The 24,009-nt window shown below is 67.6% G+C and carries 24 protein-coding genes and 1 pseudogene; 19 read left to right on the forward strand and 6 right to left on the reverse strand.

From position 1 onward, the window contains the following. Window positions 1-51 precede the first annotated feature (51 nt). The 3 genes from hisS (at window position 52) to uvrC (ending at window position 5,080) form a co-directional block, all read left to right on the forward strand. Entirely contained in the window at window positions 52-1,362 is a 1,311-nt protein-coding gene (gene hisS / locus OCI36_RS04225) for a histidine--tRNA ligase (RefSeq protein WP_261663825.1), read from the forward strand. After that, window positions 1,359-3,089: an aspartate--tRNA ligase gene (gene aspS, locus OCI36_RS04230; protein ID WP_261663826.1), complete on the forward strand. Its 1,731-nt coding sequence runs from the start codon at window positions 1,359-1,361 to the stop codon at window positions 3,087-3,089. Before hisS ends, aspS (OCI36_RS04230) begins: the two co-directional genes overlap by 4 nt. Window positions 3,090-3,250: 161 nt before the next feature. Then, window positions 3,251-5,080: an excinuclease ABC subunit UvrC gene (gene uvrC / locus OCI36_RS04235; RefSeq protein WP_261663827.1), complete on the forward strand. Its 1,830-nt coding sequence runs from the start codon at window positions 3,251-3,253 to the stop codon at window positions 5,078-5,080. A gap of 4 nt (window positions 5,081-5,084) precedes the next feature. On the opposite strand, the gene OCI36_RS04240 is transcribed toward uvrC, so the two are convergent. Then, complete coding sequence (locus OCI36_RS04240; protein ID WP_315941253.1) at window positions 5,085-5,438, reverse strand: DegV family protein; 354 nt, start codon at window positions 5,436-5,438, stop codon at window positions 5,085-5,087. Window positions 5,439-5,520: 82 nt separating this feature from the next. Then, window positions 5,521-5,832: pseudogene (locus tag OCI36_RS04245) on the reverse strand (DegV family protein); the annotation flags it as partial. 75 nt (window positions 5,833-5,907) lie between these two features. On the opposite strand from OCI36_RS04245, the gene bshA reads away from it, so the two are divergent. Continuing rightward, window positions 5,908-7,053, forward strand: coding sequence for an N-acetyl-alpha-D-glucosaminyl L-malate synthase BshA (gene bshA / locus OCI36_RS04250; RefSeq protein ID WP_261663828.1), 1,146 nt, complete (start codon window positions 5,908-5,910; stop codon window positions 7,051-7,053). Between the two features lie 10 nt (window positions 7,054-7,063). On the opposite strand, the gene OCI36_RS04255 is transcribed toward bshA, so the two are convergent. The 3 genes from OCI36_RS04255 to sucC form a co-directional block, all read right to left on the reverse strand. After that, the gene (locus OCI36_RS04255; protein WP_261663830.1) at window positions 7,064-7,630 is read right to left on the reverse strand and encodes a hypothetical protein; all 567 of its coding nucleotides are present in this window, start codon (window positions 7,628-7,630) and stop codon (window positions 7,064-7,066) included. Window positions 7,631-7,742: 112 nt separating this feature from the next. Then, complete coding sequence (gene sucD, locus OCI36_RS04260; protein WP_261663832.1) at window positions 7,743-8,648, reverse strand: succinate--CoA ligase subunit alpha; 906 nt, start codon at window positions 8,646-8,648, stop codon at window positions 7,743-7,745. Next, on the reverse strand, window positions 8,648-9,808 hold the full coding sequence (gene sucC, locus OCI36_RS04265; RefSeq protein WP_261663833.1) for an ADP-forming succinate--CoA ligase subunit beta: 1,161 nt from the start codon (window positions 9,806-9,808) through the stop codon (window positions 8,648-8,650). Before sucC ends, sucD begins: the two co-directional genes overlap by 1 nt. Before the next feature lie 124 nt (window positions 9,809-9,932). Between sucC and OCI36_RS04270 the strand changes: the two genes are divergently transcribed. Together OCI36_RS04270 and OCI36_RS04275 are read left to right on the forward strand one after the other, a co-directional pair. Further along, window positions 9,933-10,985 carry a M24 family metallopeptidase gene (locus OCI36_RS04270; protein WP_261663834.1) on the forward strand — a complete coding sequence of 351 codons (1,053 nt, stop codon included), beginning with the start codon at window positions 9,933-9,935 and terminating at the stop codon, window positions 10,983-10,985. 131 nt (window positions 10,986-11,116) lie between these two features. Next, window positions 11,117-11,578 (forward strand): YbjN domain-containing protein, encoded by a 462-nt coding sequence (locus tag OCI36_RS04275; protein ID WP_261663835.1) that lies wholly within the window; start codon window positions 11,117-11,119, stop codon window positions 11,576-11,578. Between the two features lie 56 nt (window positions 11,579-11,634). Here OCI36_RS04275 and OCI36_RS04280 read toward each other — a convergent pair whose 3' ends face one another. Then, window positions 11,635-12,417 carry a TrmH family RNA methyltransferase gene (locus OCI36_RS04280; protein ID WP_261663836.1) on the reverse strand — a complete coding sequence of 261 codons (783 nt, stop codon included), beginning with the start codon at window positions 12,415-12,417 and terminating at the stop codon, window positions 11,635-11,637. A gap of 152 nt (window positions 12,418-12,569) precedes the next feature. Between OCI36_RS04280 and OCI36_RS04285 the strand changes: the two genes are divergently transcribed. From OCI36_RS04285 to OCI36_RS04345, 13 genes are all read left to right on the forward strand, one after another. Next, window positions 12,570-13,436 (forward strand): NAD(P)-dependent oxidoreductase, encoded by an 867-nt coding sequence (locus tag OCI36_RS04285; RefSeq protein WP_261663837.1) that lies wholly within the window; start codon window positions 12,570-12,572, stop codon window positions 13,434-13,436. Next, the gene (locus tag OCI36_RS04290) at window positions 13,433-14,299 is read left to right on the forward strand and encodes a DegV family protein (protein WP_261663838.1); all 867 of its coding nucleotides are present in this window, start codon (window positions 13,433-13,435) and stop codon (window positions 14,297-14,299) included. Before OCI36_RS04285 ends, OCI36_RS04290 begins: the two co-directional genes overlap by 4 nt. Further along, on the forward strand, window positions 14,287-15,120 hold the full coding sequence (locus OCI36_RS04295) for a hypothetical protein (protein ID WP_261663839.1): 834 nt from the start codon (window positions 14,287-14,289) through the stop codon (window positions 15,118-15,120). Before OCI36_RS04290 ends, OCI36_RS04295 begins: the two co-directional genes overlap by 13 nt. Before the next feature lie 209 nt (window positions 15,121-15,329). Further along, window positions 15,330-16,670, forward strand: a complete 1,341-nt coding sequence (aspS, locus tag OCI36_RS04300; protein ID WP_261663840.1) for an aspartate--tRNA(Asn) ligase — start codon at window positions 15,330-15,332, stop codon at window positions 16,668-16,670. Between the two features lie 202 nt (window positions 16,671-16,872). Further along, window positions 16,873-17,385, forward strand: coding sequence for a hypothetical protein (locus OCI36_RS04305; RefSeq protein ID WP_261663841.1), 513 nt, complete (start codon window positions 16,873-16,875; stop codon window positions 17,383-17,385). Beyond that, the gene (locus OCI36_RS04310) at window positions 17,382-18,350 is read left to right on the forward strand and encodes a 3'(2'),5'-bisphosphate nucleotidase CysQ (protein ID WP_261663842.1); all 969 of its coding nucleotides are present in this window, start codon (window positions 17,382-17,384) and stop codon (window positions 18,348-18,350) included. The genes OCI36_RS04305 and OCI36_RS04310 overlap by 4 nt, the downstream gene beginning before the upstream one ends. Before the next feature lie 38 nt (window positions 18,351-18,388). Next, window positions 18,389-19,447, forward strand: coding sequence for a DNA replication/repair protein RecF (gene recF / locus OCI36_RS04315; RefSeq protein ID WP_261663843.1), 1,059 nt, complete (start codon window positions 18,389-18,391; stop codon window positions 19,445-19,447). Continuing rightward, complete coding sequence (locus OCI36_RS04320; protein ID WP_261663844.1) at window positions 19,444-20,415, forward strand: DUF721 domain-containing protein; 972 nt, start codon at window positions 19,444-19,446, stop codon at window positions 20,413-20,415. Before recF ends, OCI36_RS04320 begins: the two co-directional genes overlap by 4 nt. A 123-nt stretch (window positions 20,416-20,538) precedes the next feature. Then, window positions 20,539-21,021, forward strand: coding sequence for a molybdenum cofactor biosynthesis protein B (locus tag OCI36_RS04325; RefSeq protein WP_261663845.1), 483 nt, complete (start codon window positions 20,539-20,541; stop codon window positions 21,019-21,021). Next, window positions 21,021-21,818, forward strand: coding sequence for a hypothetical protein (locus tag OCI36_RS04330; RefSeq protein ID WP_261663846.1), 798 nt, complete (start codon window positions 21,021-21,023; stop codon window positions 21,816-21,818). The genes OCI36_RS04325 and OCI36_RS04330 overlap by 1 nt, the downstream gene beginning before the upstream one ends. Before the next feature lie 59 nt (window positions 21,819-21,877). Beyond that, window positions 21,878-22,561, forward strand: coding sequence for a cytochrome c biogenesis CcdA family protein (locus OCI36_RS04335; protein WP_261663847.1), 684 nt, complete (start codon window positions 21,878-21,880; stop codon window positions 22,559-22,561). Next, window positions 22,546-23,214, forward strand: a complete 669-nt coding sequence (gene ccmA, locus OCI36_RS04340; RefSeq protein ID WP_261663848.1) for a heme ABC exporter ATP-binding protein CcmA — start codon at window positions 22,546-22,548, stop codon at window positions 23,212-23,214. Before OCI36_RS04335 ends, ccmA begins: the two co-directional genes overlap by 16 nt. Then, a complete protein-coding gene (locus OCI36_RS04345; RefSeq protein WP_261663849.1) occupies window positions 23,211-23,909 on the forward strand; it encodes a heme exporter protein CcmB in 699 nt (232 codons plus the stop codon). Before ccmA ends, OCI36_RS04345 begins: the two co-directional genes overlap by 4 nt. Window positions 23,910-24,009 lie beyond the last annotated feature (100 nt).

Genomic DNA, 24,009 nt, shown 5'->3' on the forward strand with positions numbered 1-24,009 from the left:
AGCCGGCTTTTTTCGCGCTGCCGCCAGGGTGGCTGATAGACTCGGCGCTGTATGACTCTACAGCGCCCCAAAGGAACCAAGGATCACCTTCCGCCCGGCAGCCCCGGGCTGAGCCTGGACATTCAGGCCAGCGCGCACGCCCATGTGCAGCGGGTGGCCGCGCAGGTGCTGGAACGCGCCGGCGCCCGCCTGACCGCGACGCCCCTTTTTGAGGACGCGGCACTGGTCAAGCGCGGCGTGGGCGGGAGTACCGACATCGTCCGCAAGGAGATGTTCACCGTGTATTACGCGGGCGATCACGGCGGCTTCGTGCTGCGCCCCGAGGGCACGGCACCAATCGTGCGCTCTTACCTGGAAAACGGGCTCAAGCAGCTGGGCTCACCGCTCAAGCTGTGGACCCACGGCCCGATGTTCCGCGCTGAAAATGTGCAGCAGGGCCGGCTGCGGCAGTTTCATCAAGTGGACTACGAGTGCATCGGCTCCAGTGACCCGCTGGCCGACGCCGAAGCGATCGCCCTGATGTGGGAGATCGTGACCGAACTGGGCCTCAGGGGCGTGAGCATTCAGCTGGGCTCAATTGGGGACCCGCAGGACCGCGCCGCCTACAACGAGTACCTGCGTGAACTGTTCGCCCCGCACCTGGACGCGCTCTCCGACGACTCCAAGGAGCGCCTGGAGCGCAACCCGATGCGGATTCTGGATTCCAAGAGCAGCTCCGACCAGGCATTGATCGCCGAGCTGGGCGTGCGGCCGATGCTGGACTTTCTGGGCGAGGACGCCCGGGCGCACTTTGCTGCGGTGCAGGAGTTCCTGCGCGAGTGGGAGGTGCCGTTCGAGATTGACCCTTCCATCGTGCGCGGGCTGGACTACTACCGCCGCACTGCCTGGGAGCTGCACCACCAGGGCATCGGCGCCAAGTCGGCGCTGGGCGGGGGCGGGCGCTACGACGGGCTGGCGCAGGAGCTGGGCAGCAAGGCCGAGGTGCCGGGCATCGGCTGGGCTTTCGGCATTGAGCGCATTCTGCTGGCGATGCAGGACGAGGGCCTGAGCGTGCCCGAGCCGGCCGGCCCGCTGCTGTATCTGGCCGCGCTGGAGGGGGCACAGGTGCCGCTGGCCGCGCAGCTGGCCCGGCAGGCCCGCGCCGTGGGCGGGGCCGAGTTCAGCTACCGCAAGCGCGGCGCCGGGCAGGCTTACAAGGAAGCCGCGCGGCTCGGGGCCCGCTACGCCGGCGTGATCGGCAGCGAGGAAGCCGCCGCCCACGCCCTGAAGCTCAAGCATCTGGGCAGCGGTGAAACGAGCACCGTGCCTTTCGGCGAGCTGAACACTTTTCTGATGACCACTTTCCAGGGGGAAGACTCATGAAACGAACCGCACTGATCGGTGAACTGAACGAATCGAACCAGGGTCCCGTGACCCTGCAGGGCTGGGTCAGCCGCCGGCGCGACCTCGGCGGGCTGATTTTCTTTGAGCTGCGTGACCGCTCCGGCACCGTGCAGGTGCAGGTAGACCCCCAGAGCAGCGCTTTTGCCCAGGCGGACCGGCTGCGCAGCGAGTATGTGGTGACGGTCTGCGGGCAGTTCCAGCAGCGCCCCGAGTCTCAGCGCAAAGGCGGCCTGGCCGACTTCGAGGTGCTGGCGGACGCGGTGGAGATTCTCAACCGCGCCAAGACCCCACCGTTCGAGCTGGACCGGGGCAGTGAAGTTTCCGAGGACCTGCGGCTGCGTTACCGTTACCTCGACCTGCGGCGGCCCGAGATGCAGCAGAACCTGATGCTGCGCTCCCGGGTGTGGGCGGCCATCACCGAATTTATGGCCGAGCACGGCTTTATCAACGTGGAAACGCCGATGCTGACCCGCTCGACCCCCGAAGGCGCGCGCGACTTTCTGGTGCCCAGCCGCCTGAGCGAGGGCGAGTTCTACGCGCTGCCGCAGAGCCCGCAGCTGTTCAAGCAGATGCTGATGATGGCCGGCTACGACCGCTACTACCAGATGGCCCGCTGCTTCCGCGATGAGGACCTGCGCGCCGACCGCCAGCCGGACTTCACCCAGCTGGATATGGAAATGAGCTTTGTGGAGCAAGAAGACGTGCTGGAGCTGAATTCCAGGCTGCTGGCACACATCTTCCGCACCGTGCTGGGGCGCGAATTGCCGCTGCCGCTGCCCCGCCTGACGTATCAGGAAGCGATGGACCGTTACGGCTCCGACAAGCCGGACCTGCGCTTCGAGCACGCCTTCGTGGATGTGACCGACCTGTTTGCGGGCGGCGAGTTCAAGGCATTTGCGGGCGCCGAGGCAGTCAAGGTGATCGCCGCACCGGAACTGACCCGCAAGCAGATTGACGAGCTGGAGCGCATCGCCAAGCAGAACGGGGCCGGCGGCCTGGCCTGGCTCAAGCGCAGCGGCGAAAGCTTCAGCGGCGGGATTTCCAAGTTCGTGGGCGGCATCACCCCGCAGCTGCTGGAGCGCAGCGGCGTGGAGGACGGCGGCACGCTGCTGTTCACCGCCGGCGCCTGGCGCACCGCTGTAGAGGCCCTGGGCGCCGTGCGGCTGGCGCTGCGCGACCTGTTTGACTGGGCGGCCGGCGGCCCCGAGTTCGCGCCGCTGTGGGTGACCGACTTCCCGCAGCTGGACTTCGACGCCGAATCCGGTACCTGGACCTATATGCACCACCCTTTCACTGCCCCGCACCCGGACGACGCCGCGCTGTTCGGCAGCGAGCGGCAAGGCGAGATCCGTGCCCAGGCCTACGACCTGGTGATGAACGGCTTTGAGATCGGCGGCGGCAGCATCCGTATTCACGACCCCGCCACGCAGCGGCAGATGTTCCAGGCCATCGGCCTGAGCGAGGAAGAAGCGCAGGAGAAGTTCGGCTTCTTCCTCGAAGCGCTGGACTACGGCACGCCCCCCCACGGCGGCGCCGCCTGGGGCTTTGACCGGCTGGTGATGGTGCTGAGCGGTGCGGCCAGCATCCGCGACGTGATCGCCTTTCCCAAAAACAACCGTGGCCAGGACCTGCTGGCCGGCGCGCCCTCTCCGGTGGCCCCCGCGCAGCTGGACGAACTGGGCCTGAAAGTTCAGCCGCAGGACTGAGCGCCCACCCCACTGGCCCTGCCCCCGGCAGGCAGGGCATTTCTTCTGACCAGGTTTGTGAAAAAAAGATTTAAATTTTCCTCTTGTGAAAATAGGAGCCAGGCTACTCAAAAGCGCCGGCTGTTCCAGAGATTTGGCGCGCTGGGCGCTAGACTGGCCCGGTGAAGCTGTCCGAACTTCCCGTGCTTCCTGTGACTTCCGGCGTGTATATCTTCCGTCAGGGAGGAACCCCGATTTATATCGGCAAGGCCAAGAACCTACGCAGCCGGGTGATGCAGCACTTCAAGGCCGGCGGCAAGAGTGGCAAGTTCACCGCACTGGCCGACGAGCTGGAATTCATCACCACCGCCAACGAGGTTGAGGCGCTGGTGCTGGAAGCCAACCTGATCAAGCAGCACCGCCCGCACTACAACGTGCTGCTCAAGGACGGCAAGCATTACCCCTTCCTCAAGCTGACCAACGAGGAATTCCCGATGCTGATCGTGACGCGCCGGGTGCTGAACGACGGCGCCAGCTACTACGGCCCCTACCCCGACGCCAGCGCGGTGCGGCGGGTCAAGCACCTGATCGACACCATGTTTCCGCTGCGCAAGAACTCGGGCCTGCCCATGAAGCTCAAGGACCGGCCCTGCTTGAACTACCACATGGGACGCTGCCTGGCGCCCTGCATTCAGGCGGCCGACCCGGATACGTACGCGCAGGTGGTGGACGACGTGAAGTCGCTGCTGGAAGGCCGCGCCGCCCCGGTGGTGCGGCGGCTGAAAGAGGAAATGGCGGCGGCGGCCGGCCGGCAGGATTTCGAGATGGCCGCAAGGCTGCGCGACCGGATTCAGGCGGTGGAGAAACTGTTCGGCAACGAGCAGCACGCTTTTCTCTCCGAGGCGGCCGATCTGGACTTTCTGGGGGTGGCGCAGGCCGGCGAGTACGCCATGGTGCAGCTGTTCCGCATGCGCGGCGGCCGGGTGATCAGCCGCGACAAGCGCTTTCTGACCGGGGACGAGACCAGCACCTCCGCGGAAATCCTGACCGCTTTTATGCAGGACTACTACACCCAGGCCACCCACCTGCCCCCGCTGGTGCTGTTGCCCGAGCAGTTGGAGGATATGGACCTGTGGGCCGACTTTCTTTCCGAGCGGGCCGGGCAGCGGGTCAGTGTGCGCCTGCCGCAGCGCGGCGACAAGGCCGACCTGGTCGAGATGGCGCAGCGCAACGCCGGGCACGGCCTGGAATCCGAGCTGGCGGTGCTGGAACGCCGCGGCGATCACCCCGGCCTGGACGCCCTGTGCGAGGTGCTGGCCCTGCCCGACCGGCCCTGGCGCATCGAGGGCTACGACAACTCCAATCTGTTCGGCACCCATATCGTCTCGGGAATGGTGGTGCTCGAAGGCGGCCGCGCCCGCAAGAGCGAGTACCGCCGCTTCAAGGTGCGCGGGCTGGACCATCCCGACGACTACGCCGCCATGCATCAGACCATCTACCGGCGCTTTACCGGGTCGCTCAGCGACAAGTTGCCGCTGCCGGACCTGCTGCTGATTGACGGCGGACGCGGTCAGGTGAACGCCACGCTGGACGCCCTGAAAGAAGCCGGCGTGCAGGTGCCGGTGGTGGGCCTGGCCAAGCGCGAGGAGATTCTGGTGCTGCCCAGCCCCTACGGCGCGCAGTGGTGGCTGGGCAGCGGCACCGTGGTGGGCGACGGCAAGGAACTGATCCTGCCGCACACCCACCCGGCGCTGCGGGTGCTGATTCACGCCCGCGACGAGGTTCACCACTATTCGGTGAGCTACAACCGCAAGCTGCGCGGCAAGGCGATGACGGCCAGCATCTTCGACGATCTGCCGGGCATCGGCCCCAAGCGGCGCGACGCGCTGCTGGAACACTTCACCAGCCTGGAGGAAATCCGCGCCGCCGACGTGCAGGAGATTGCCGCCGTGCCGGGCATGGGCCTGAAAGCGGCGCAGTCGGTCAAGGACTTTCTGCAGACCCGGCTCTAGCCGCTTATTCCCCGTACGGCTCGGCCACAAAGGCGTACATGCCCGGCCCGGTGTGCGCCCCGATCACAGCGCCGATGGACTGGGTGCGCCCCGCGCGGATGTTCAGCCCCGACGCCTGCATCAGTTGGCGCAGCTGGGCCAGAATGTCCTGCGCGGCCTGCTCGGCGCGGGCCCGCCGCACCGGCCGCAGCTGCCCGTCGTCGAAGGCGATCACTGGGCGCACGCCCAGCAGGTTGCCCACAGCATACTGCACGGCGCTGACCCGGCCGCCGCGGCGCAGGGCGTCCAGGTTGGGAACCGTGAATTCGCCGTACTGCCGCGCCAGGGTGCGGCGGGCGGCCTGCTCTACGTCCTCCAGGCGGCTGCCCCGTGCCGCGCTGCGCGGCCAGCAGCACCGATGAGACGCCGCTGTCCACCACCCGGATACGCTCGGCTTCGCCCAGGGCCGTTACGGCCTGCCGGGCGTGTGCCACCGTCTGCGAGATGCCGGACGAGATATGCACCGACACCACCCCCTCGTAGCGCTCCAGCAGGTCGCGGTAGCAGCGGCGAAACACCTCGGCCGCCACCGGGCCGGTGCTGACCGGGGTGCCGCGTTGCAGGTGGTCGAAGACCTCGGCCGGGCGTACGTCTTCCCAGTCGCGCAAGTAGACGCTGCCCAGCTGGACCTGCAGCAGCAACATCTGCACCCCCAGCTCACGCAGGGCCGCCGGGGGCAGATCACAGGTGGAATCGGTCAGCACGGCGATCATGCTGCTTATCCTAGAGCAGCGCTGAGGCGGCCACACGCTCCTTTGTGCGGCGGAGCTTTGCCCTAGACTGGCCGCATGACTTCTCCGCTGGATATTGCCGTGCTGTGCCACACCGGGGCCGGCGGCTCAGGGGTGGTGGCGACCGAGCTGGGCCTGCTGATGACCGAGCTGGGTCACGCCGTGCATTTCGTGGGGCCGGCGGTTCCTTTTCGCCTGGCCACCCGGCGCTGCGCCGTGCACGGGCCCTATTTTCACCAGATCGGCTCGTATGCCTATGCCCTCTTCGAGCAGCCTTACCCGGAACTCTCGGCCGCCAACACCCTGACGGAAGTGATTCTGGAACAGGGGGTACAGCTGACCCACGCCCACTACGCCATTCCGCACGCCACGGCGGCGCTGCACGCCCACGCCATCACCGGGCGGGCGCCGGTGGTGACCACCCTGCATGGCACCGACGTGACGCTGGTGGGCGCCGAGCCGGCTTTTTTTCATACCACCCGCCACGCCATCGAGCGCTCGCACCATGTCACCGCCGTATCGCAGTTCCTGGCTGATCAGACCCGCGAGGTCTTTCAGACCGACCGCGAGATCGAGGTGATTCATAATTTCGTAGACAGCCAGCGCTTCCGGCCGGTGCATGACCCGCAGCTGCGCGCGCAGTTTGCCCAGGAGGATGAAGCCCTGCTGATTCACGTGAGCAACTTCCGCCCGGTCAAGCGGGTGAATGACGTGATTGATGTCTTTGCCGGGGTGGCGGCCGAGCGGCCCGCCCGGCTGCTGATGGTGGGCGACGGCCCCGAGCGGGCGCCGGCGCTGGAGCGGGCGCAGCGCCTGGGCGTCGCTGACCGGGTGGCCTTCCTGGGGTCTTTTCCGGATATCGAAACGGTGCTGGGCCTCAGCGATCTCTTTTTGCTGCCCAGCAGCAACGAGAGCTTTGGCCTGAGTGCCCTGGAAGCCATGAGCTGCGAGCTGCCGGTGGTGGCGACCCGCGCCGGCGGCATTCCCGAGGTGGTGGAACACGGCGTCAGCGGGCTGCTGGCCGGGGTGGGCGACGTGGACGCCATGACCCACGCGGCGCTGGAGATTCTGGGCGACCCGGCCGTCCGGACGCGGATGGGCCAGGCGGCCCGGCAGCGGGCGGTGGAGGTCTTTCATCCGGACCGGATTGTGCCGCAGTATCTGGCGGCTTACCGTACCACTCTGGAGCGCTGGGGCGGCTGAGCCTGCTCTGTCAGGGGCTCAGCCGTGAATTCAGCGGCTGACCACTGTAGGGCCTGAGCTGAATGCTGGGGCCCAGCACCAGCTGCCGAGCGTTCCAGCCGGCCTGCAGCTCGGTCTGATAACCGTGGGCACCGCTGACCCGCACCGGCCGGTCCACCCAGACCAGAAACAGCGGTTGATCGCCGTCTCGCAGCCGGACTTCGCGCAGGGGCTCGCCGGGGTCCGGCTGCCCGTTGTGGTTGCTGTCGCTGAAAGCATAAGCACGCAGCTCCTGGCCGCTGCCGCCCCCCGACACCTCAACCGGGGGCAGCAGGCCGGGCCAGTTCAGGCTGCTGGCCTGCAGGGTGGGCGCGGCCGCAGGCGGCGCGCTGAGGGTCACCTGCCAGTGGCCCTGCGGCGCGCTGGCGCTGCCCAGCAGTTGCTGGGGCTGGCCGGCAGGGCTCACGGTCCAGATGCCTACGCTCAGGCTGGGCGGCACTTCTCCACTCAGTTGGCCCTGCAGCACCATCGGGGCCGCTGTCCCGCTGCCCAGCAGCAGCGCCGCCAGGCCAGTGAGTGCCGTTCTCATCACGTTCATATGACGAGGCTAGCACGGCCTTTGCGGCCCTGCCTGACGGGACCTTGAGCGATGCTGCGGTGCCAAAAAAAGGCCCCTCAAGTGGGGGCCTCTTTTCAGTGTAGGTTCTGCCTTACTGGTTCAGAGCAGTCTTGACCAGGTCGATGATTTCGGGCATGGTGTCGGCCACCGGCACGTTCGCGGCCTTGAAGGCGGCGAGCTTGCTTTCGGGGGTGCCCACGTCGCCCATGATGATGGCGCCGGCGTGGCCCATGCGCTTGCCCTTGGGCGCGCTGCGGCCCGAGATGAAGGCCACGACAGGCTTCTTCATGTGGTTCTTGATGTAATCGGCGGCAGCTTCTTCGTCGGCGCCGCCGATTTCACCAATCACGACCACGGCGTCGGTGCCTTCGTCGGCTTCGAACATCGGCAGCACGTCAGAGAAAGTGGTGCCGATGACCGGGTCCCCGCCGATACCGACGGTGGTGGAGGTGCCCATGCCTGCGTCGTTCAGCAGCTTGGCCGCTTCGTAGGTCAGGGTGCCGGAGCGGCTGATCAGGCCGATGCGGCCGGGCTTTTCATAGATGCGGTTGGGCATGATGCCCACCTTGCATTCGCCGTTGGTGACCAGACCGGGGCAGTTGCCGCCGATCAGGCGCACGCCCTGGCCGCCTTCGGCCTTGCTGTGCGCGTCGAGTTCCTTGACTTCCTGCACGGCGCGCATCATGTCCACGGTGGGCACGCCTTCGGTGATCAGCACGATCAGGGGAATGCCCGCGTGTGCGGCTTCCAGCACGGCGTCAGCGGCGCCGGCCGGGGGCACAAAGATGATCGAGACATCGGCGCCGTGCTTGGCCTTGGCTTCAGCGACCGAGTTGTAGATCGGCCAGCCTTCGAAGTCCATGCCGCCCTTGCCGGGGGTCACGCCGGCGACCACCTGGGTGCCGAATTCCTTCATCGCGCGGCTGTGCTTGGCGCCTTCGGAGCCGGTCATGCCCTGCACGATCACTTTGCTGTCTTTATTTACCAGAATTCCCATTACTTGCCCTCCGCTGCGTTCGCTTCCTTGGCCGCTTCTTCAGCTGCTTCGAACATGGTGGGGTACATCTTGATCAGGTCGCTGTTCTTTTCGTTCAGCAGCGCCTTGGCTTCGTCCTCGGCGGTGCCGGCGATGCGCATGCGGACCGGCTTGGTCAGGATGCCTTCGTCCAGCGCGCGGATGACGCCCTTGGCAACTTCGTCGGCGCGGGTGATGCCGCCGAAGATGTTGATGAAGATGGCCTTGACGTCGGGGTCTTTAGACACCAGCTTGACCGCGTTGTACACCACGTCGGCCTTGGCGCCGCCGCCGATGTCGAGGAAGTTGGCCGGCTTGGCTCCGGCGCGGTTCACCACGTCCAGGGTGGTCATCACGATGCCCGCGCCGTTGCCCAGCACGCCGACGTTGCCGTCTTCGAGCTTCACGTAGGCGAAGCCGTACTCGCTGGCTTCGACTTCGAGGGGGTGCTCGGCCGACAGCTCACGGTAGTGGGCGATGTCCTTGTGGCGGTACATCGCGTTGTCGTCCACTTCGAACTTGGTGTCCAGCGCGATGGGGGTGCCGTCGGCGTCCACGAACAGCGGGTTGATTTCGACCAGCACGGCGTCGCGCTCAAGCGCGGCCCGGCTCATCTTGACCATCATGTCGGCGATCTTGTTGAGGTTGCCCTTGAAGCCGGCCTTGATGGCGACTTCGCGCGCTTCGTAGGGGCGCAGGCCGGTGATGGGGTCCACGCGGTGACGGATGATCTTTTCGGGGGTCGCGGCGGCGACTTCCTCGATTTCCATGCCGCCCTCGGCCGAGGCCATCAGGGTGTAGCTCTGGACGTTGCGGTCCACGATCATGCCCACGTAGTACTCGGTGCCCGCGTCGATGTCCACGGCCTTGGTGACCAAGACCTTGTTCACGGTCAGGCCCTTGATGTCCATGCCGAGGATGTTCCCCGCGTTTTCCAGCGCTTTTTCTTCGCTGGGGCTGTACTTCACGCCGCCGGCCTTGCCGCGGCCGCCGACATGCACCTGTGCCTTGACCACGACCGGCTGGCCGTACTCCTGGTAGATGGCCTGCACTTCTTCGGGGGTGGTGGCGACTTTGCCTTCCTGCACGTTGACGCCGAAATCACGCAGGATTTCTTTGCCCTGATACTCGTGTAACTTCACAGTCTTCCTCCTGTGGAAAAGTGGGAAATAGTTTGGGTGTCCCGATTCCTGAGTATAGCCTCTCATCTGCTGGCCCGGCCGTTGTTCCCGAACTGGGTACAAAGTGACGTGTTAGCGTGGAGAAATGGAAAAAATCGAACAGGTGAGAAGTGCTCTGGCCGGCCGCGGCCTGCAGGCCCTGTGGGTGACCGATCCGGCCAACGTGCGTTATCTCAGTGGCTTTACCCATCCCGACGACGGCCGGGTGCTGGTGACGCCGGCAGAAGTGCTGCTCTACACCGACAGCCGCTACACCGTTCAGGCCAAGGAAGACGCCGAAGAAGGCGTGCAGGTCGTGATTGCCTCGCCCCTGAGCGCGCTGGAGCAGGCAGCGCCCAAGGTGGCCGGGTTGAAGGTGGGCATCGAAGCGGCGAACCTGACCGTGGCGGGCCTGGAGCGGCTGCAGTCGGCCTGGCAGGCCCAGTTCCACCCCACTGAGGGGCTGGTAGAAGAGCTGCGACTCTACAAGACGGACGCTGAAATCAGCGGTATCCGCGCCGCGCAGGACCTGGCCGACCGGGTGTTCGGCGAGGTGAGGCCCATGATCAAGGCCGGCGTGCGTGAGCTGGACGTGGCGATTGCGCTGGAGCAGGGGCTCCGGCAGGCCGGGGCCACCAGTGCGTTTGACGTGATCGTGGCCAGCGGGGTGCGGGGTGCGCTGCCGCACGGCGCCGCCAGCGACAAGGTGATTGAGGACGGCGACCTGGTCACGGTGGATTTCGGGGCCAACCTGAACGGGTACAACTCCGATATGACTCGCACGGTGGCGGTGGGTGAGCCCAGCGCGGAACTGCAGCGAATTTACACTGCCGTGCTGGCGGCCGAGGAAGCGGCGGTGGCAGCCATTCGGCCCGGTATGCAGGCAGGCGACCTGGACGCGGTGGCCCGCGACCTGCTGGCTGAGCATGGCCTGGCCGAAGCTTTTGCTCACTCGCTGGGGCACGGCGTGGGCCTGGTGGTGCATGAGAACCCCCGCCTGGCCCGTGGCAGCGAGGACGTGTTGCAGCCAGGCATGGTTATCACCATTGAGCCGGGCGCCTATATCGAGGACCTGGGCGGTGTGCGGATTGAGGATCTGGTGCTGGTGACTGAGAGCGGCTATGAGGTGCTGAGCCACTCGCCCAAGGAACGCTTCTGAGGCGTCTCTGAAACTGACTCGCTCCTTGACGCTTTGCCGCCCGGCGGGCGGCGGGATGTTAGGATAGTTCAGGTTTGATCCCCGTGGCGGCGGCCAAGTGGCTGCCCCCCCGGCCCCAAGGAGGAAAAGAAATGACGACCGAAACTGCTCTGCTGACGCTGGATACTATCGCCAAGTACCTCAAGGAACGCGAAGTCCAGCTGGAAATGGACCAGAACCCCGAGACCAACCAGCGTTTTATCCGCATGGGCTGGCGCTTTGAAATGGGCGACGCTGCCGTGCTGGTGTCCGTGAACGACGGCCCCCAGAACACCAGCCGCCTCGAAATCACCTGCGTGACCCAGAAGACCTATGAAGGCCGCCTGGCTGAAGTGATGGAAATGCTGAACCAGCGCAACCGCGAACGCGCTTTCAGCCGTTCGATTGATCCTCAGGGCAACGTCTGGCTGGAATACGTGGGCTTCTACCCCACCCTGGCCGAAATGCCCCAGGAAACCTTCGATACCCTCTTTGGCGGCGTGCTGATGCACTTCCAGGACGACTACGCTGCGCTGGAAGGCGTGCAGCTGCAGCCTGAGCAGCCCCAGGCCTGATTCAACCTATGAGATCCGGGCGGCCCGCGTGGCCGCCTTTTTTTGTGAAGCCGGGCTTACTGCCGCTGGCGCAGTGCCTCGTAGAGCACCACGGCGGCTGCGGTCGAGACGTTCAGGCTGTCGGCCTCGCCGCGCATCGGAATGGAGATGGCGGATTCGTCGCGGCGCCAGTGGGCCGGCAGGCCCTCGTGCTCGGTGCCCAGCAGCAGGGCCACCCGGCCGCTCAGGTCTGCTTCCCAGAGCGTGCGCGGCGCGTCGGGGGTGCAGGCCACCAGCGAGTAGCCTTTGTCCTCCAGCCAGGCTAGCGCTTCGGCTTCTTCAGCTTGCAGGAGCGGTACATGAAAGACGCTGCCCTGTGAGGCGCGGATCACATTGGGGCCGTAGGGGTCGGCGCCGCGTCCCAGCAGCAGCACGCCGCCCAGGCCGGTGCCGTCCACCGTACGCAGGATGGCGCCCACGTTGCCAGGTTTTTCCAGGCCGTGCAGCACCACGATCAGGGCGCCTTCTGGCAGCGTCTCCCAGCTGGCGGCAGGCGGGCGGCTCAGCAACAGAATGCCGTCCGGGTGCTCGCGGCCGCTGACCTTGGCGAAAGCGTCGCGGCTGAGTTCGGTGACTGTATTTGCTGGGAGCTGCGGTGCCAAGTCGGCTGCTTCGGGGCTGAAGAATGCGGGGCAGAGATACAGCTCGCTGGCTGGCCAGCCGGCGGCCAGGGCACGGGCTGTTTCGCGGGCGCCTTCGATCAGGACGGTGTTCTCCCCTTCCCGGGCGCGCCGGCTGCTGCGCAGGCGAACCAGGCGCTTGACGGCTGGATTTTGCAGGGAGGTGATGACGGTGGACATTCCTGACACTATGCCGCATCGGGGGGCGGCGGCTGTTTGATTATTTTGAGGAAGTCTGTGTTTTTACATGTTTGTTTTTGTAATTTAAAACTTAAAATTGACTGAGTTCATGTTCTACTGAGCGGGTATCAGCTGGCGCTAAGCTGGCGGCCATGAGTACTGCATTTATCGGCCTGGGAGCGATGGGCTATCCCATGGCCGGACACCTGGCCCAGCATTTCGATACCCTGGTCTGGAACCGCACTTTTGCCCGCGCCGAAGCGCACGCCGCCGAGTTTGGCAGCGAAGCCCGCCCGCTGGAAGAACTGGCCCAGGCCGACGTTCTCTTCTCCTGCCTGCCCACCTCCGCCGAGGTCTGGGAGGTGCTGCGGGCGCTGGACGGGCAGCTGCAACCCGGCACCATCTGGGTGGACTGCACCAGCGGCCACCCCGCCAAAGCCCGTGCCCAGGCGGCCTGGCTGGAGAAGCGCGGCGTGCAGTTTCTGGACGCCCCTGTTTCCGGTGGCACCAACGGCGCCGCAGCCGGCACCCTGACGGTGATGGTGGGCGGCGACCCGCAGGTGCTGGAGCGGGTGCGCCCCCGCCTCGCCTTTGCCGGCAAGGTGGTGCATGTGGGGCCTACCGGCGCGGGCTTTGCGGTGAAAGCCGTCAACAACGCCCTGCTGGCCGTGAACCTCTGGGCGGCGGGCGAGGGGCTGGCCGCCCTGAAAGCCGGCGGCGTGGACCTGGGCGCGGCGCTGGACGTGATCAACGCGTCGTCAGGCCGCTCCAATGCCACCGAGAACCTGATCGGTCAGCGGGTGCTGACCCGCGAGTTCCCGGCCACCTTTGCGCTGGGGCTGCTGGCCAAGGACGTGGGCATCGGGCTGGATGTGGTGGCCGAGCAAAAAGGCGCGGCGCCGCTGCTGGGCGCGGCCGGCGGGCTGTACCGCGCTGCCGAGCGGATGGTAGGCGCCGGCGAGGACCATACCGCCGCGCTGAAGCTGATAGAACAGATGAACGATGTGGAGCTTTCATGACTGAACCCCAGTTCACGGTGGTGACCGATGGCGGCCTGGACGCCTACCCCGGCCTGAAGAACGTGGTGCCGGTGGCCCCGTTCTCGGTCACCTTTGGCAATGAGACTTACGCGATGCACGAGCTGCCCCGCCAGGAGCTGATCGACCGGATTCTGGCCGGGAACCCTCACCCCAGCACCTCGCAGCCCACCCCGCAGGCCTGGCTGGACGCCTACCGGCAGGCCGCCGCGCAGGGTGCGCGCAAGATCGTGGCGCTGACCATCAGCACCGGCCTTTCGGGCAGCGCCAACGCGGCCGAACAGGCCCGCGAGCTGTCGGGGCTGGATATCCAGCTGTTCAACTCGGGCAGCCTCAGCGCGGCGCAGGCCTTTGTGCTGCATGCCCTGATGACCGCCGCCGAGCGCGGCGAATCACTGGAAACGGCGCTGCGCTGGGCCGAGCAGGTCCGCGACGAAACCGAGCTGTATTTCACGGTCGAGACGCTGGATTTCCTGCAGCGCGGCGGACGCATCGGCAAGGTGGCGGCTACCCTGGGCGGGTTGCTGAACCTCAAGCCGGTGGTGACGGTAGAAAAACCCAGCGGCATCTATACCACGGCGGCCAAGGCACGCGGCTACAAGGGCGGCATCCGCGAGATCGCTGCGCAGATCACCCGCCGCTACGGCGAAGGCACCCCGGTGCGGCTGGCGCTGCTGTACGGGTCTCACCCGGAAGACGCCGACGCACTGCGTGAACAGATTGCTGCGTCGCATCCCATCGTCTGGGCCGAGAGCGGCCCGGTCAACGGTTCGCTGATGGTGCATACCGGTCCGCGTGCCGTGGGAACAGCGGCGGCGCCGGGAGCCTGGCCTTGGGAACGCTGAACCCGCTCAAGGTTCAGGTGGTGGGCGCGGCGCACCCGCTGGCCGCCGAGTGGCTGCGCTGGACCGCCTGGCACCCGCAGCTGAGCACCGTACAGTTGGTGGAACCCGGGCAGACCGGGCTGTCGGCCGAGGACCTGCACCCGGGCCTGTTCGGTCGGCGCAACCTGGGCGTGGTGGACGCCCCCGGCGCGGCCGACGTGACTGTGATCTGCCCCGGCTGGACCGGCGAGCTGCCCAGCGACGCTGGACAATGGGTGGACCTGCGCCCCGGCGCTGCCGGACAGCCGGTGCTGCCCGAGCTTCAGACTCCGGCCAGTACCGCGGAGGCGCCGCTGGCTGCCCTGGCCCCGGACGTGCTGGCTGCCGCGCTGGCGCTGGAACCGCTGCTGCGCGGCCGGGTGGTGTCGCCGCGCGAGACCGTCGGGGTGTCGCTGGACGAGGCCGGGCTGGAGCAGCTGCGGCCGCTGCTGACCGGGCATTTCCGGCTGGAACCGCTGCTGGCAGGCGGTGAAGATGTGCAGCTGCAGGTGCCGCTGTTCGAGGGCTACTCCGAGCACGACGCGCTGGCCGCTTACCGGGCCGAGTACCGCTCGCAGCCGTGGGTGAGAATTCGCCGCGAGGCGGAGCCGGCTCTGGGCGTGAGCGGCAGCCCGGCCTGTGAGCTGCACCTGCGCGTACTGGAACGCGAAGACCCTGAGATCCCGATTCCCCTGCTGGGCGTGCAGGCCCGGCTGGACCCCTGGCCGGCGCTGGCCGCCCGGGCCGCCGCCGCGCTGAACCTCGCGCACGGCTGGCCGGCGCTCAGCGGACTGGTGCCCTAAGGCCCTGCAGAACTGTCATCCGCTTGACACTCGGCCCTGAGCAGCTTACACTTGCCAGCATGTTGCCGACGGCGAACAACCAGAATAATGACGATTCCCGCTAGGGGACGTCTTCGCCGTGTGCGCCCCCGCTTTCCGAGTTTCCGGTAGCGGGGGTTTTCTTTATCCACTTGCTTTTTGCCCCCGCCCCATGCTCAGGAGGACCACCCATGACCACCCCTACCGATACGCCAGCGCAGTCCCAGACACCCGCTCAGACCCTGCCCCGCACCTTTATCCGCGACCTTGGCGGCCTCGCCGGGCAGGAGGTGCGGCTGCGCGGCATGATTCTCTCGCGGCGCGACCTCGGCGGCCTGCAGTTTGTGACCCTGCGCGACGGCAGCGGCGCCGTGCAGGGCGTGGGCGACGGCCTGGAGCTGAACCTGCCGCTGCCCGAGAGCAGCGTGGAAATCGTAGGCACAGTGACGCCCCACCCCAAGCGGGAAGGCGAGGTGGAAGTGCGGATGCAGGCTATGCGCCTGATCTCGGCGGCGGCCGAGGCGACCCCGGTGGAGCTGCCCAAGCTGAACCGGGTTCACCCCGACACGCTACTCAACCACCGCGCCGTGACGGTGCGTGGGCTGAAGGAACGCGCCGCGCTGCGGGTGCAGGCCGAGCTGCTGGCTGGCTTCCGTGAGGCGCTGAACGGCATGGGCTTTACCGAAATCAGCACGCCCAAGATTGTGGAGGCCGGCGCGGAAGGCGGCGCCAACCTCTTCACGGTGGACTATTTCGGTGAGCCGGCCTACCTGGCCCAGAGCCCGCAGCTGTACAAGCAGATGATGGTGGGCGCCTTCGAGCGGGTGTTCGAGGTGGCCCCGGTGTTCCGCGGCGAGCAGCACAACACCAGCCGGCACCTGACCGAGTACCTCAGCCTGGACGCTGAGCTGGGCTTTATCGATTCGGAAGAGGACGTGATGGACGTGGAAACCGAGGTGCTGCGGCAGATGCTGGCGCGGGTAGCCCAGCGCTGCGCCCCCGAGCTGACGCTGCTAGGTGCCACGCTGCCGCAGGTGCCCGAGCGGATTCCGCGCATTCCGCTGCTGGAGGCCCGCGCGCTGGTGGAGCGCGAGTTCGGTCATGCGGTGGGCGGCAAGGACCTCGACCCCGAAGGCGAGCGGCTGCTGGGCGAGTACTACGCCCGCGAACACGGCAGCGAGTTCGTGTTCGTGACCCGTTTCCCGCGGGTGGCCCGGCCTTTTTACACCTACCCGGAAGGCGAGGTGGACGGCGTGCCACTGACGCGCGGCTTCGACCTGCTGCTGCGCGGCCTGGAAATCACGTCCGGCGGACAGCGCATCCACGACCCGCAGATGCTGGCCGAGAGCATCGAAGCTTATGGCCTGAACCCCGACTCGCTGCGCGGATATGCCGAGGTGTTCCGCTACGGCATGCCCCCGCACGGCGGCTTTGCCATCGGCGCTGAGCGGCTCACCGCGCTGCTGCTGGGCCTCAGCAACGTGCGAATGGCCCGCGCTTTCCCACGCGACCGTACCCGGCTGCAGCCCTGAGCTGTTTGCGGCCTGAGTGCAGAGATTCCCCGGCCTGCACAGTCTTCATGCTGGCGGAGGCAGCTGCGGCGCAAGAGAAGTGCAAGGAAAGTGCCTTTAAGATGAGCTGAGCTTTCTCATCCCCCACGCTTTTGCGGGCCACCGAATTCACCGGGCCCCTTGCTGAATCTTTTCTTTCACCCGATTTCCCCGAAGGATCCCCATGACTTACGTTCTGATTGCCCTGCTGATTGTCATTGTCGCCTTGGCTGCCCTGTGGCTGCGAAGTGGGTCCGCCAGCCGCGCCGAGGCCGAGAGACCCGTTCCTGCTGCTCAGGTGCCTTCTGCCGGGTGGGAAGCGGCCACTCCCGCTCCAGCCGCCTCCAATCAGGCCGACTGGGCCACCCTGGAAGGTGAGGGCGCCGTGCGGCCGGCGGTGGACGCTGGGCTGCTGGCCAGTGCCCGGGCCGGCGTCTCGCAGGAGATTCCCGACGAGGTGCTGGAGGAAATGCTGCTGGACGCCACCCCGCAGCGGGCAGCGCAGCTGTTTGCCGGCGTCTCCCCCGACGTGATGGCCGACCTGACCGCCGGACAGACCCAGGGGGTGCATTTCGAGGGTCAGGCCCGCGCCGAGGACCTGGCGGCGCTGAGCAACCTGGGCAGCGCCGTGGACGACCTGGACATCTGGGATTTCGGCGACGATGAGGAGGAAAGCGGCGCTAAGATCAAGGCATGACCGAAGAACTGGCCACAGCAGAGCAGCTGGCCCGTCAGGCCGGTGAGTTGATCCGGCGCCTGCGCCAGCAGGGCCTGACCGTGGAGCACAAGACCGGCGCCGATGACCCGGTGACCCAGGCCGACCGGGCCGCCTCGCAGCTGCTGATGCAGGAGCTGGCCGCCGCTTTCCCGGCAGACGGCCTGCTTTCCGAAGAAGAGAGCGATAGCCGGCAGCGTCTGGACAGGCGGCGAGTCTGGTTGATTGACCCGATTGACGGCACCAAGGAATACACCGAAGGCAGCAGTGACTACTGCGTGTCTATCGGACTGGCCGAGGCAGGCGAGCCGGTGCTGGGCGTGATCTACGCACCCGAGACGGATGAGCTGTTCTCGGGTGCCGCTGGGATGGGCGTGCGGAAAAACGGGCAGCCGGTCTCGCTGCGTTCAGAACAGCCCTATATCGTGGCCACCTCGGTCACGGAAACCGGCCGCGAGCTGAAGGACCTGCCGCTGCCGGGCATGCGGCCCAGCGGCTCTACGGCCCTGAAGCTGGCCCGAATTGCGGCAGGCGAGGCGGATGCCACCTTTACCATGTCGCCCCGCGCCGAGTGGGATATTGCCGCTGGGCACGCCCTGCTGCGCGCGCAGGGCGGCGACCTGACTCGGCGTGATGGCCGGGCGGTGCGCTACAACCAGCCCAAGCCTTATCTGGAGCAGGGCCTGATTGCCGGCGGGCCGGAAGCCATCGCCTGGTTACGGGCCGAGCTGCTGCGCTTAGGGGTCCCTACCGCCGTGCTGGCTCTGGACGCCGACGCCCAGGGCCAGCGCCGGCACGTGCGCCGCGCCGGTGAACGCGAGCTGGCCTGGCTGGTGACCGGCTCCAGTGAAAGGGGCGAAACGGCCGTGCTCGGCAGCGGCGGCAACGCCTTTCATCTGGAACGGCTGACCCGTGACGTGCGCCGCGCCGGTGACTCGCTGCACTGAACGTTGCTGAACTTTCGCGGCGCAGCCGGCCGCCTATAATGTCGCGCGTGCGCCTGAGCAAGCTCTCTACCCTGAACTACCGCAACCTGGCCCCCGACACGCTGGACTTTCCGGCCGGGGTCACGGGCGTGTGGGGCGAGAACGGGGCCGGCAAGACCAACCTGCTGGAAGCGGCTTATCTGGCACTGACCGGCCGTACCGAGGCGGGCCGGCTGGAAGAACTGGTGCGGGCCGGGCAGACCGAAGCCTACGTGCGCGCCGATGTGCTGGAAGGCGGCAGCCTCAGTGTGCAAGAGGTGGGTATCGGGCGCGGCCGGCGGCAGCTGAAGGTGGACGGCGTGCGCGCCCGCACCGGCGACCTGCCGCGCGGCAGCGCCGTGCTGATTCGCCCGGAAGATTCCGAGCTGGTGTTCGGTTCGCCTTCCAAGCGCCGGGCCTATCTGGACTCGTTGCTGGGCCGCCTGAGCGCCCGGTATGCCGAGCAGCTCAGCCGCTATGAGCGCACGGTGTCGCAGCGTAATGCCGCCCTGCGCGAAGGTCAGGACTGGGCGCTGGACGTCTGGGACGGCCCGCTGGTGACTCTGGGCCGCGAGATCATGGAATTCCGCGAGCGGGCGCTGGTACGGCTGGAAGAACTGGCCCGGCAGGCCAACGCCGAGCTGGGCAGCCGCAAAACGCTGGAACTCCGGCTGCTGGAAAGCACCGACCCGGAAAGTTACGCAGCCACGCTGCACTCACGCCGCGCCGAGGAACTGGCCCGTGGCGTCACCCTGACCGGCCCGCACCGCGACGACCTGGAACTGACCCTGGGCGGCCTGGGCGCCGGCACCTATGCCAGCCGCGGAGAGGGACGCACCGCCGCGCTCTCGCTGCGCTACGCCGAGCTACAACTGCTCAGCGAGCGCTTCGGGGAGCCGCCGGTGCTCCTGATTGACGACTGGACCGCCGAGCTGGACCCGCAGCGCCGGCAGTTCCTGCTGGACCTGGCCGCCTCGGTGCCGCAGGCCATCGTGACCGGCACCGAGCAGCCCCCCGGCGCCCGGCTGGTGCTGCAGGCCGCCGCCGGCCGCTTTACCGCGCAGGAGGTTCTGGCATGAGTAACGGAGACAGCAACAAGCCCTACATCCAAAAGCCCAGCTACCGCACCCGCGCCCGCAGCGGCCGGCGTGAGGGTGACCTGCGCAGCGTGGGCGAACTGATGGACGCCACCCTGGGCAAGAACCGGCTGGGCTTCGGGGTACGCCGCGCACAGGCGCTGTTACTATGGCCGCGGGCGGTGGGGCCGGAAGTGGCCCGGCTGACCCGGGCGCGGTCGTTTCAGTTCGGGACGCTGCACGTAGAAGCCCGCGACTCGGCGGCGGCGCATCACCTCAGCATGCAGCGCCACCATTTCATGCACCGGCTTAATGAGCTGCTGATCAGCACGGCGCCGGCCGGAGTGACACCCGAACAGGTCACCGAGATTCGTTTCGGCACCGGCTGGACCGCGCCCGGTGGGGGGAACCGCCGCTCGCTCGCGCCACAACTGCCGCCGCTGCCCCCTGAAGAGCAGGCCCGGGCCGAGCAGGCAGCGCAGGCGGCCGGCGAGGAGTTGCACGACGTGGCCCGCGCCGCCGCCGAGGCAGTGGCCCGCTCGCGGCGCTGGCGCGAGCAGCAGGGCTGGACCCCCTGTCCAGTCTGCGGCGAACCCGACCCGCATCTGCCCTGCCGCGCCTGTGAACGCACCATGCGCGATCCGGTGGTGCGCCGCGCCGCCGATGAGCTGATGCGCCGGCCCGAAGCGATTCTGGGCCTGGAAGACCGACTGGGCCCCAGCGCCGAGCAGGCTGCGTATTTCCTGGCGGTGCAGGGCCTGGAAGGCCGGCTGAAGGTGCTGGCCCTGGAATGCATTCATCTGGGCAGCGCCGCGGAGTACCACGAGTTCTTCGAGGAACAGTGCGGGCACCTGCTGGCCGTCATGGGCCGCAAGCCCCTGAGCGATGTCACCGCGGCCGACTATGACCAGCTACCCGAGCAGGTGTTGCAGGTGCTGAAAGCGGGGCGGGCGGCGGCCCGGCGGCGCTGACGGCAGAGCTGCTGAAAACTGACCTGATCAACGCTTGAGAGGAGGCAGGAGGGCTATGGTGAAAGCATGGTTGCCTCAGCCTCAGCGGTCCCTTCTTCCGTGCCCTCCGGGCATCAGCCGGCCGTGCCGCGCCGTCTGCGCTGCGGCGTGCTGACCGTCAGCGACACCCGCACGCCCGAGACCGACCGCAGCGGGGCTTTTCTGGTACAGGCCCTGCAGGAGGCCGGACATCATGTGGAGGGCTACAGCATCGTGCCCGACGAACGAGACGCTATTGAGACGCAGCTGCGGGCCTGGCAGGCGGCCGGCTTCGATCTGCTGCTCAGCACCGGCGGCACCGGCATCACCGGGCGCGACGTGACGGTGCCGGTCATCGAAAGTCTGCTGACCAAGCCGCTGCCCGGCTTTGGCGAGCTGTTCCGGATGCTGTCTTATCAGCAGGTGGGCGGCGCCGCGATGCTCTCGCGGGCGGTCGGCGGGCTGGCCGGGCGCACGCTGCTGTTTGCCTTGCCTGGCTCACGCGGCGCGGTCGAAACCGGCTGGGAGCTGCTGCAAGGCCAGCTGCAACACCTGGCTGCTGAGGCGCAGCGGCAGGGCCAGCCCTGATGGACGGCAGCCTGCTGGCCACGCCCTTTCTGGAACGGCTGAACATCTGGTTTCTGGCCGCCTGGGGACTGCTGGCGCTGTACTGGTTGGCGCGGGTGGCCTTTGCGGCGCGGCGCCGGCAGCGGCCGGCCGTATCGCTGTGGAGCATTCCGGGGCTGTTGCTGCTGCCACTGGCTCCGCTGCTGGAAGTGCCGGCGCTCTTCGGCATCGGCGCGGCGCTGCTGCTGCTGGCCGAGTGGTGGCCGCGCGCCTTCGTGCCCGCACGGCAGCGGCCCGAGTGGGGCTGGGGTCTAGTGCTGACGGTGCTGGGCGGCGCAGCATTACTGGCCGACCCGCCCAGCTTTCTCAGCCTGAGCGGTGGCGTGGCCCTCTCGCTCTGGGGACTGGCCCGGCTGCTCAGCGGTCTGTTGTGGCGCCCGGCGCGACCGCCGGCCCGCTGGCTCCCGCCCAGCACGCTGGGCAAGCGGGAAGCGCCTACCTTCGGCACCGAGGTGCGCTGGCAGGTCCGGCAAGTGCCCGACCCTCCCGAGCTGAGCGTCACCGTGCGTCAGCATGACCTGCTGCTGCGCAACGATAGCGGCCAGGAGCTGCTGCTGCGTGGCTGGGCCCCGGCGCACCGCAACGCCTTTCTGGCGCTGGATAAGCGACTACCCCCGGCGGCCGAACAGCGCCTGCGCCGCGCCCCGGACCAGAGCGGCGTGCGGGTGTGGTACACCCCGGCCGGCAGCAGCGAGGTGCGGGTGTTGCGGGCCGACTGGCAGGCCCCGGACCCGGCGCAGGAGCGGGTGCTGAATTAGCTTGGCCCCGGGACAACCCTCATGCGGCCAGCGGCGGCCAGCGCGCTAGACTGCCGGTTATGGTTGAAACCGCCAGCGCCCCTACACTCACGGTCGCCTTTGTCGCCGGGCTGCTGTCTTTTCTCAGTCCCTGCGTACTGCCGCTGGTGCCCTCGTATCTGGGGGTGATCGGCGGCACCCGTGCGCCGCTGGTCCGTGCCCTGGGTTTTATCGCCGGTTTCGGGCTGGTCTTTATTGCGCTGGGTGCCACTGCCAGTGCACTGGGTGCCCTGCTGGCACCTCACAAGATGTTGCTGGGCCGCCTGGCCGGGGCGCTGATCGTCTTTTTCGGACTAGTGATGCTAGGCGTGATCCGGCTGCCGTGGATGATGCGCGACACCCGCCAGATGAGCGGCGCGGACCGCTACGGCCCAGTGGCGCTGGGGGCTGCTTTCGCGTTCGGATGGAGCCCCTGCCTGGGGCCAGCGCTGGGCAGTATTCTGGGTCTGGCGGCCAGCACCAGCTCGCTGCCGCAGGGCGTGGTGCTGCTGATGACCTACACCCTGGGCCTGGCGGTGCCGTTTCTGCTGGCTGCGCTGCTGTGGGACCGCATCAACCTACGTGGTCTCAACCGCTACACCGGCATCTTCGAGAAGGTGGGCGGGGCCATTCTGGTGGCGGTCGGCCTGCTGATGCTGAGCGGTTACTTCACGGTGCTGTCGTCTTTCTTTTATGAGGTGATGCCGCAGTGGCTCAGGGTCTGACGCCCGGTGGCCCCCACCACGCCGTGCAGCTGCGCGGCCTGTGGCTGCGGCTGGGCCGGGAGGTGATTCTGCGCGGTATTGACCTAGATATTCCCCAGGGGCAGCACGTTACGCTGCTGGGGCCCAACGGGGCCGGCAAGACCACCCTGCTGCGGCTGCTGGCCTCGGCACTGCGGCCCACCCGCGGCGAGGGCCGGATTCTGGGCTATGACCTGCACGACGCCGCCGCCGTGCGCGAGCAGGTCCACCTGATGCCGGTGGACGCGGCACTCTACCCGGACCTGACCTGCCGTGAAAATCTGGAATTTGCCCTGAGAATGCACGGGCAGCCACTGGACAGTGCGGGCGCGGCCCTGGCGCGGGTGGGGCTGGCAGCGGCCGCCGACCGGCGGGCCCGCTTTCTTTCGGCAGGAATGCGCAAGCGGCTGGCGCTGGCCCGCGCCTGGCAGCTGGGACGCCCGCTGACCCTGGTAGATGAACCGTTCGCCAACCTGGACGCAGCCGGGCGGCAGCTGGTGCTGGAGCTGCTGGGCGAACTTGGCGCCCGGGGCTCCACCCTGGTCATTGCAGCCCACGAACCGGAGCTGGCTGCCCGGCTGGCGCCCCGGCAACTGCACCTGGAGGCCGGGCAGCTGCGCGAGGTGGCCGGGTGAACGCCTGGCGGGTGGCCTGGGCGGTGGCGGCCAAGGACCTGCGGCTGGCGGGCCGCACCCGTGACGCCCTGCTGGCAACAGCTTTTTATGTGGCGCTGGTGTTGCTGGTGCAGGGCTTTGCCCTGGGAGCGCCAGACGGCCGCAGCCCCGGTGCCACAGCCAACCTGGCGGCCGGAGCGGTGTGGACCGCGCTGACCCTGGCCTCGGCGGTGGCGGCGGGCCGGGCTTTCTCGGCCGAGTCGGAAGCCGGCGCGCTGGAACAGCTGCTGCTCTACCCTGCTCCGCCGGCGGCCATCTATCTGGGCAAGCTGCTGGGGGTACTGTTGCCACTGCTGCTGATTGCCGCCGTGACCCTGCCCACCGGGCTGATGCTCTTCGGGGCGCTGGGGGCTGGACAGGTGATGCCGTGGCCGGGATTTTTTGCGGTGTTGCTGCTGGGCATTTTTGGCCTGAGCGCTGCCACCACCTTCTATGCCAGCCTGACCGTCAACCTGCGGGCCCGCGAAGCAATGCTGCCTGCCCTGGCTTTTCCGCTGCTGGTGCCGTTGGTGATTGCCACTGTGCGGATCACCTCGGTGCTGCTGAGCGGTGGCTGGACCGACGAGGCGGTGTCCTGGGTAGGCTTCCTGTTGGCGTTTGACCTGGGGACGGTGGTGCTGGCGGCCTGGCTGTTCGGATACGCGTCGGGGGGTTGAGAGAAGGAGCTTAGTCTCCTCCTTCAGCCTTTATTTTGTAATTCGAGTAGCAAACAGTAGCGGAGAAAAAAGGGGCGCTGGCCCCTCCTTCTGCACTTTA

It is taken from the genome of Deinococcus sp. Marseille-Q6407 (assembly GCF_946848805.1).
GTDB lineage: Bacteria > Deinococcota > Deinococci > Deinococcales > Deinococcaceae > Deinococcus.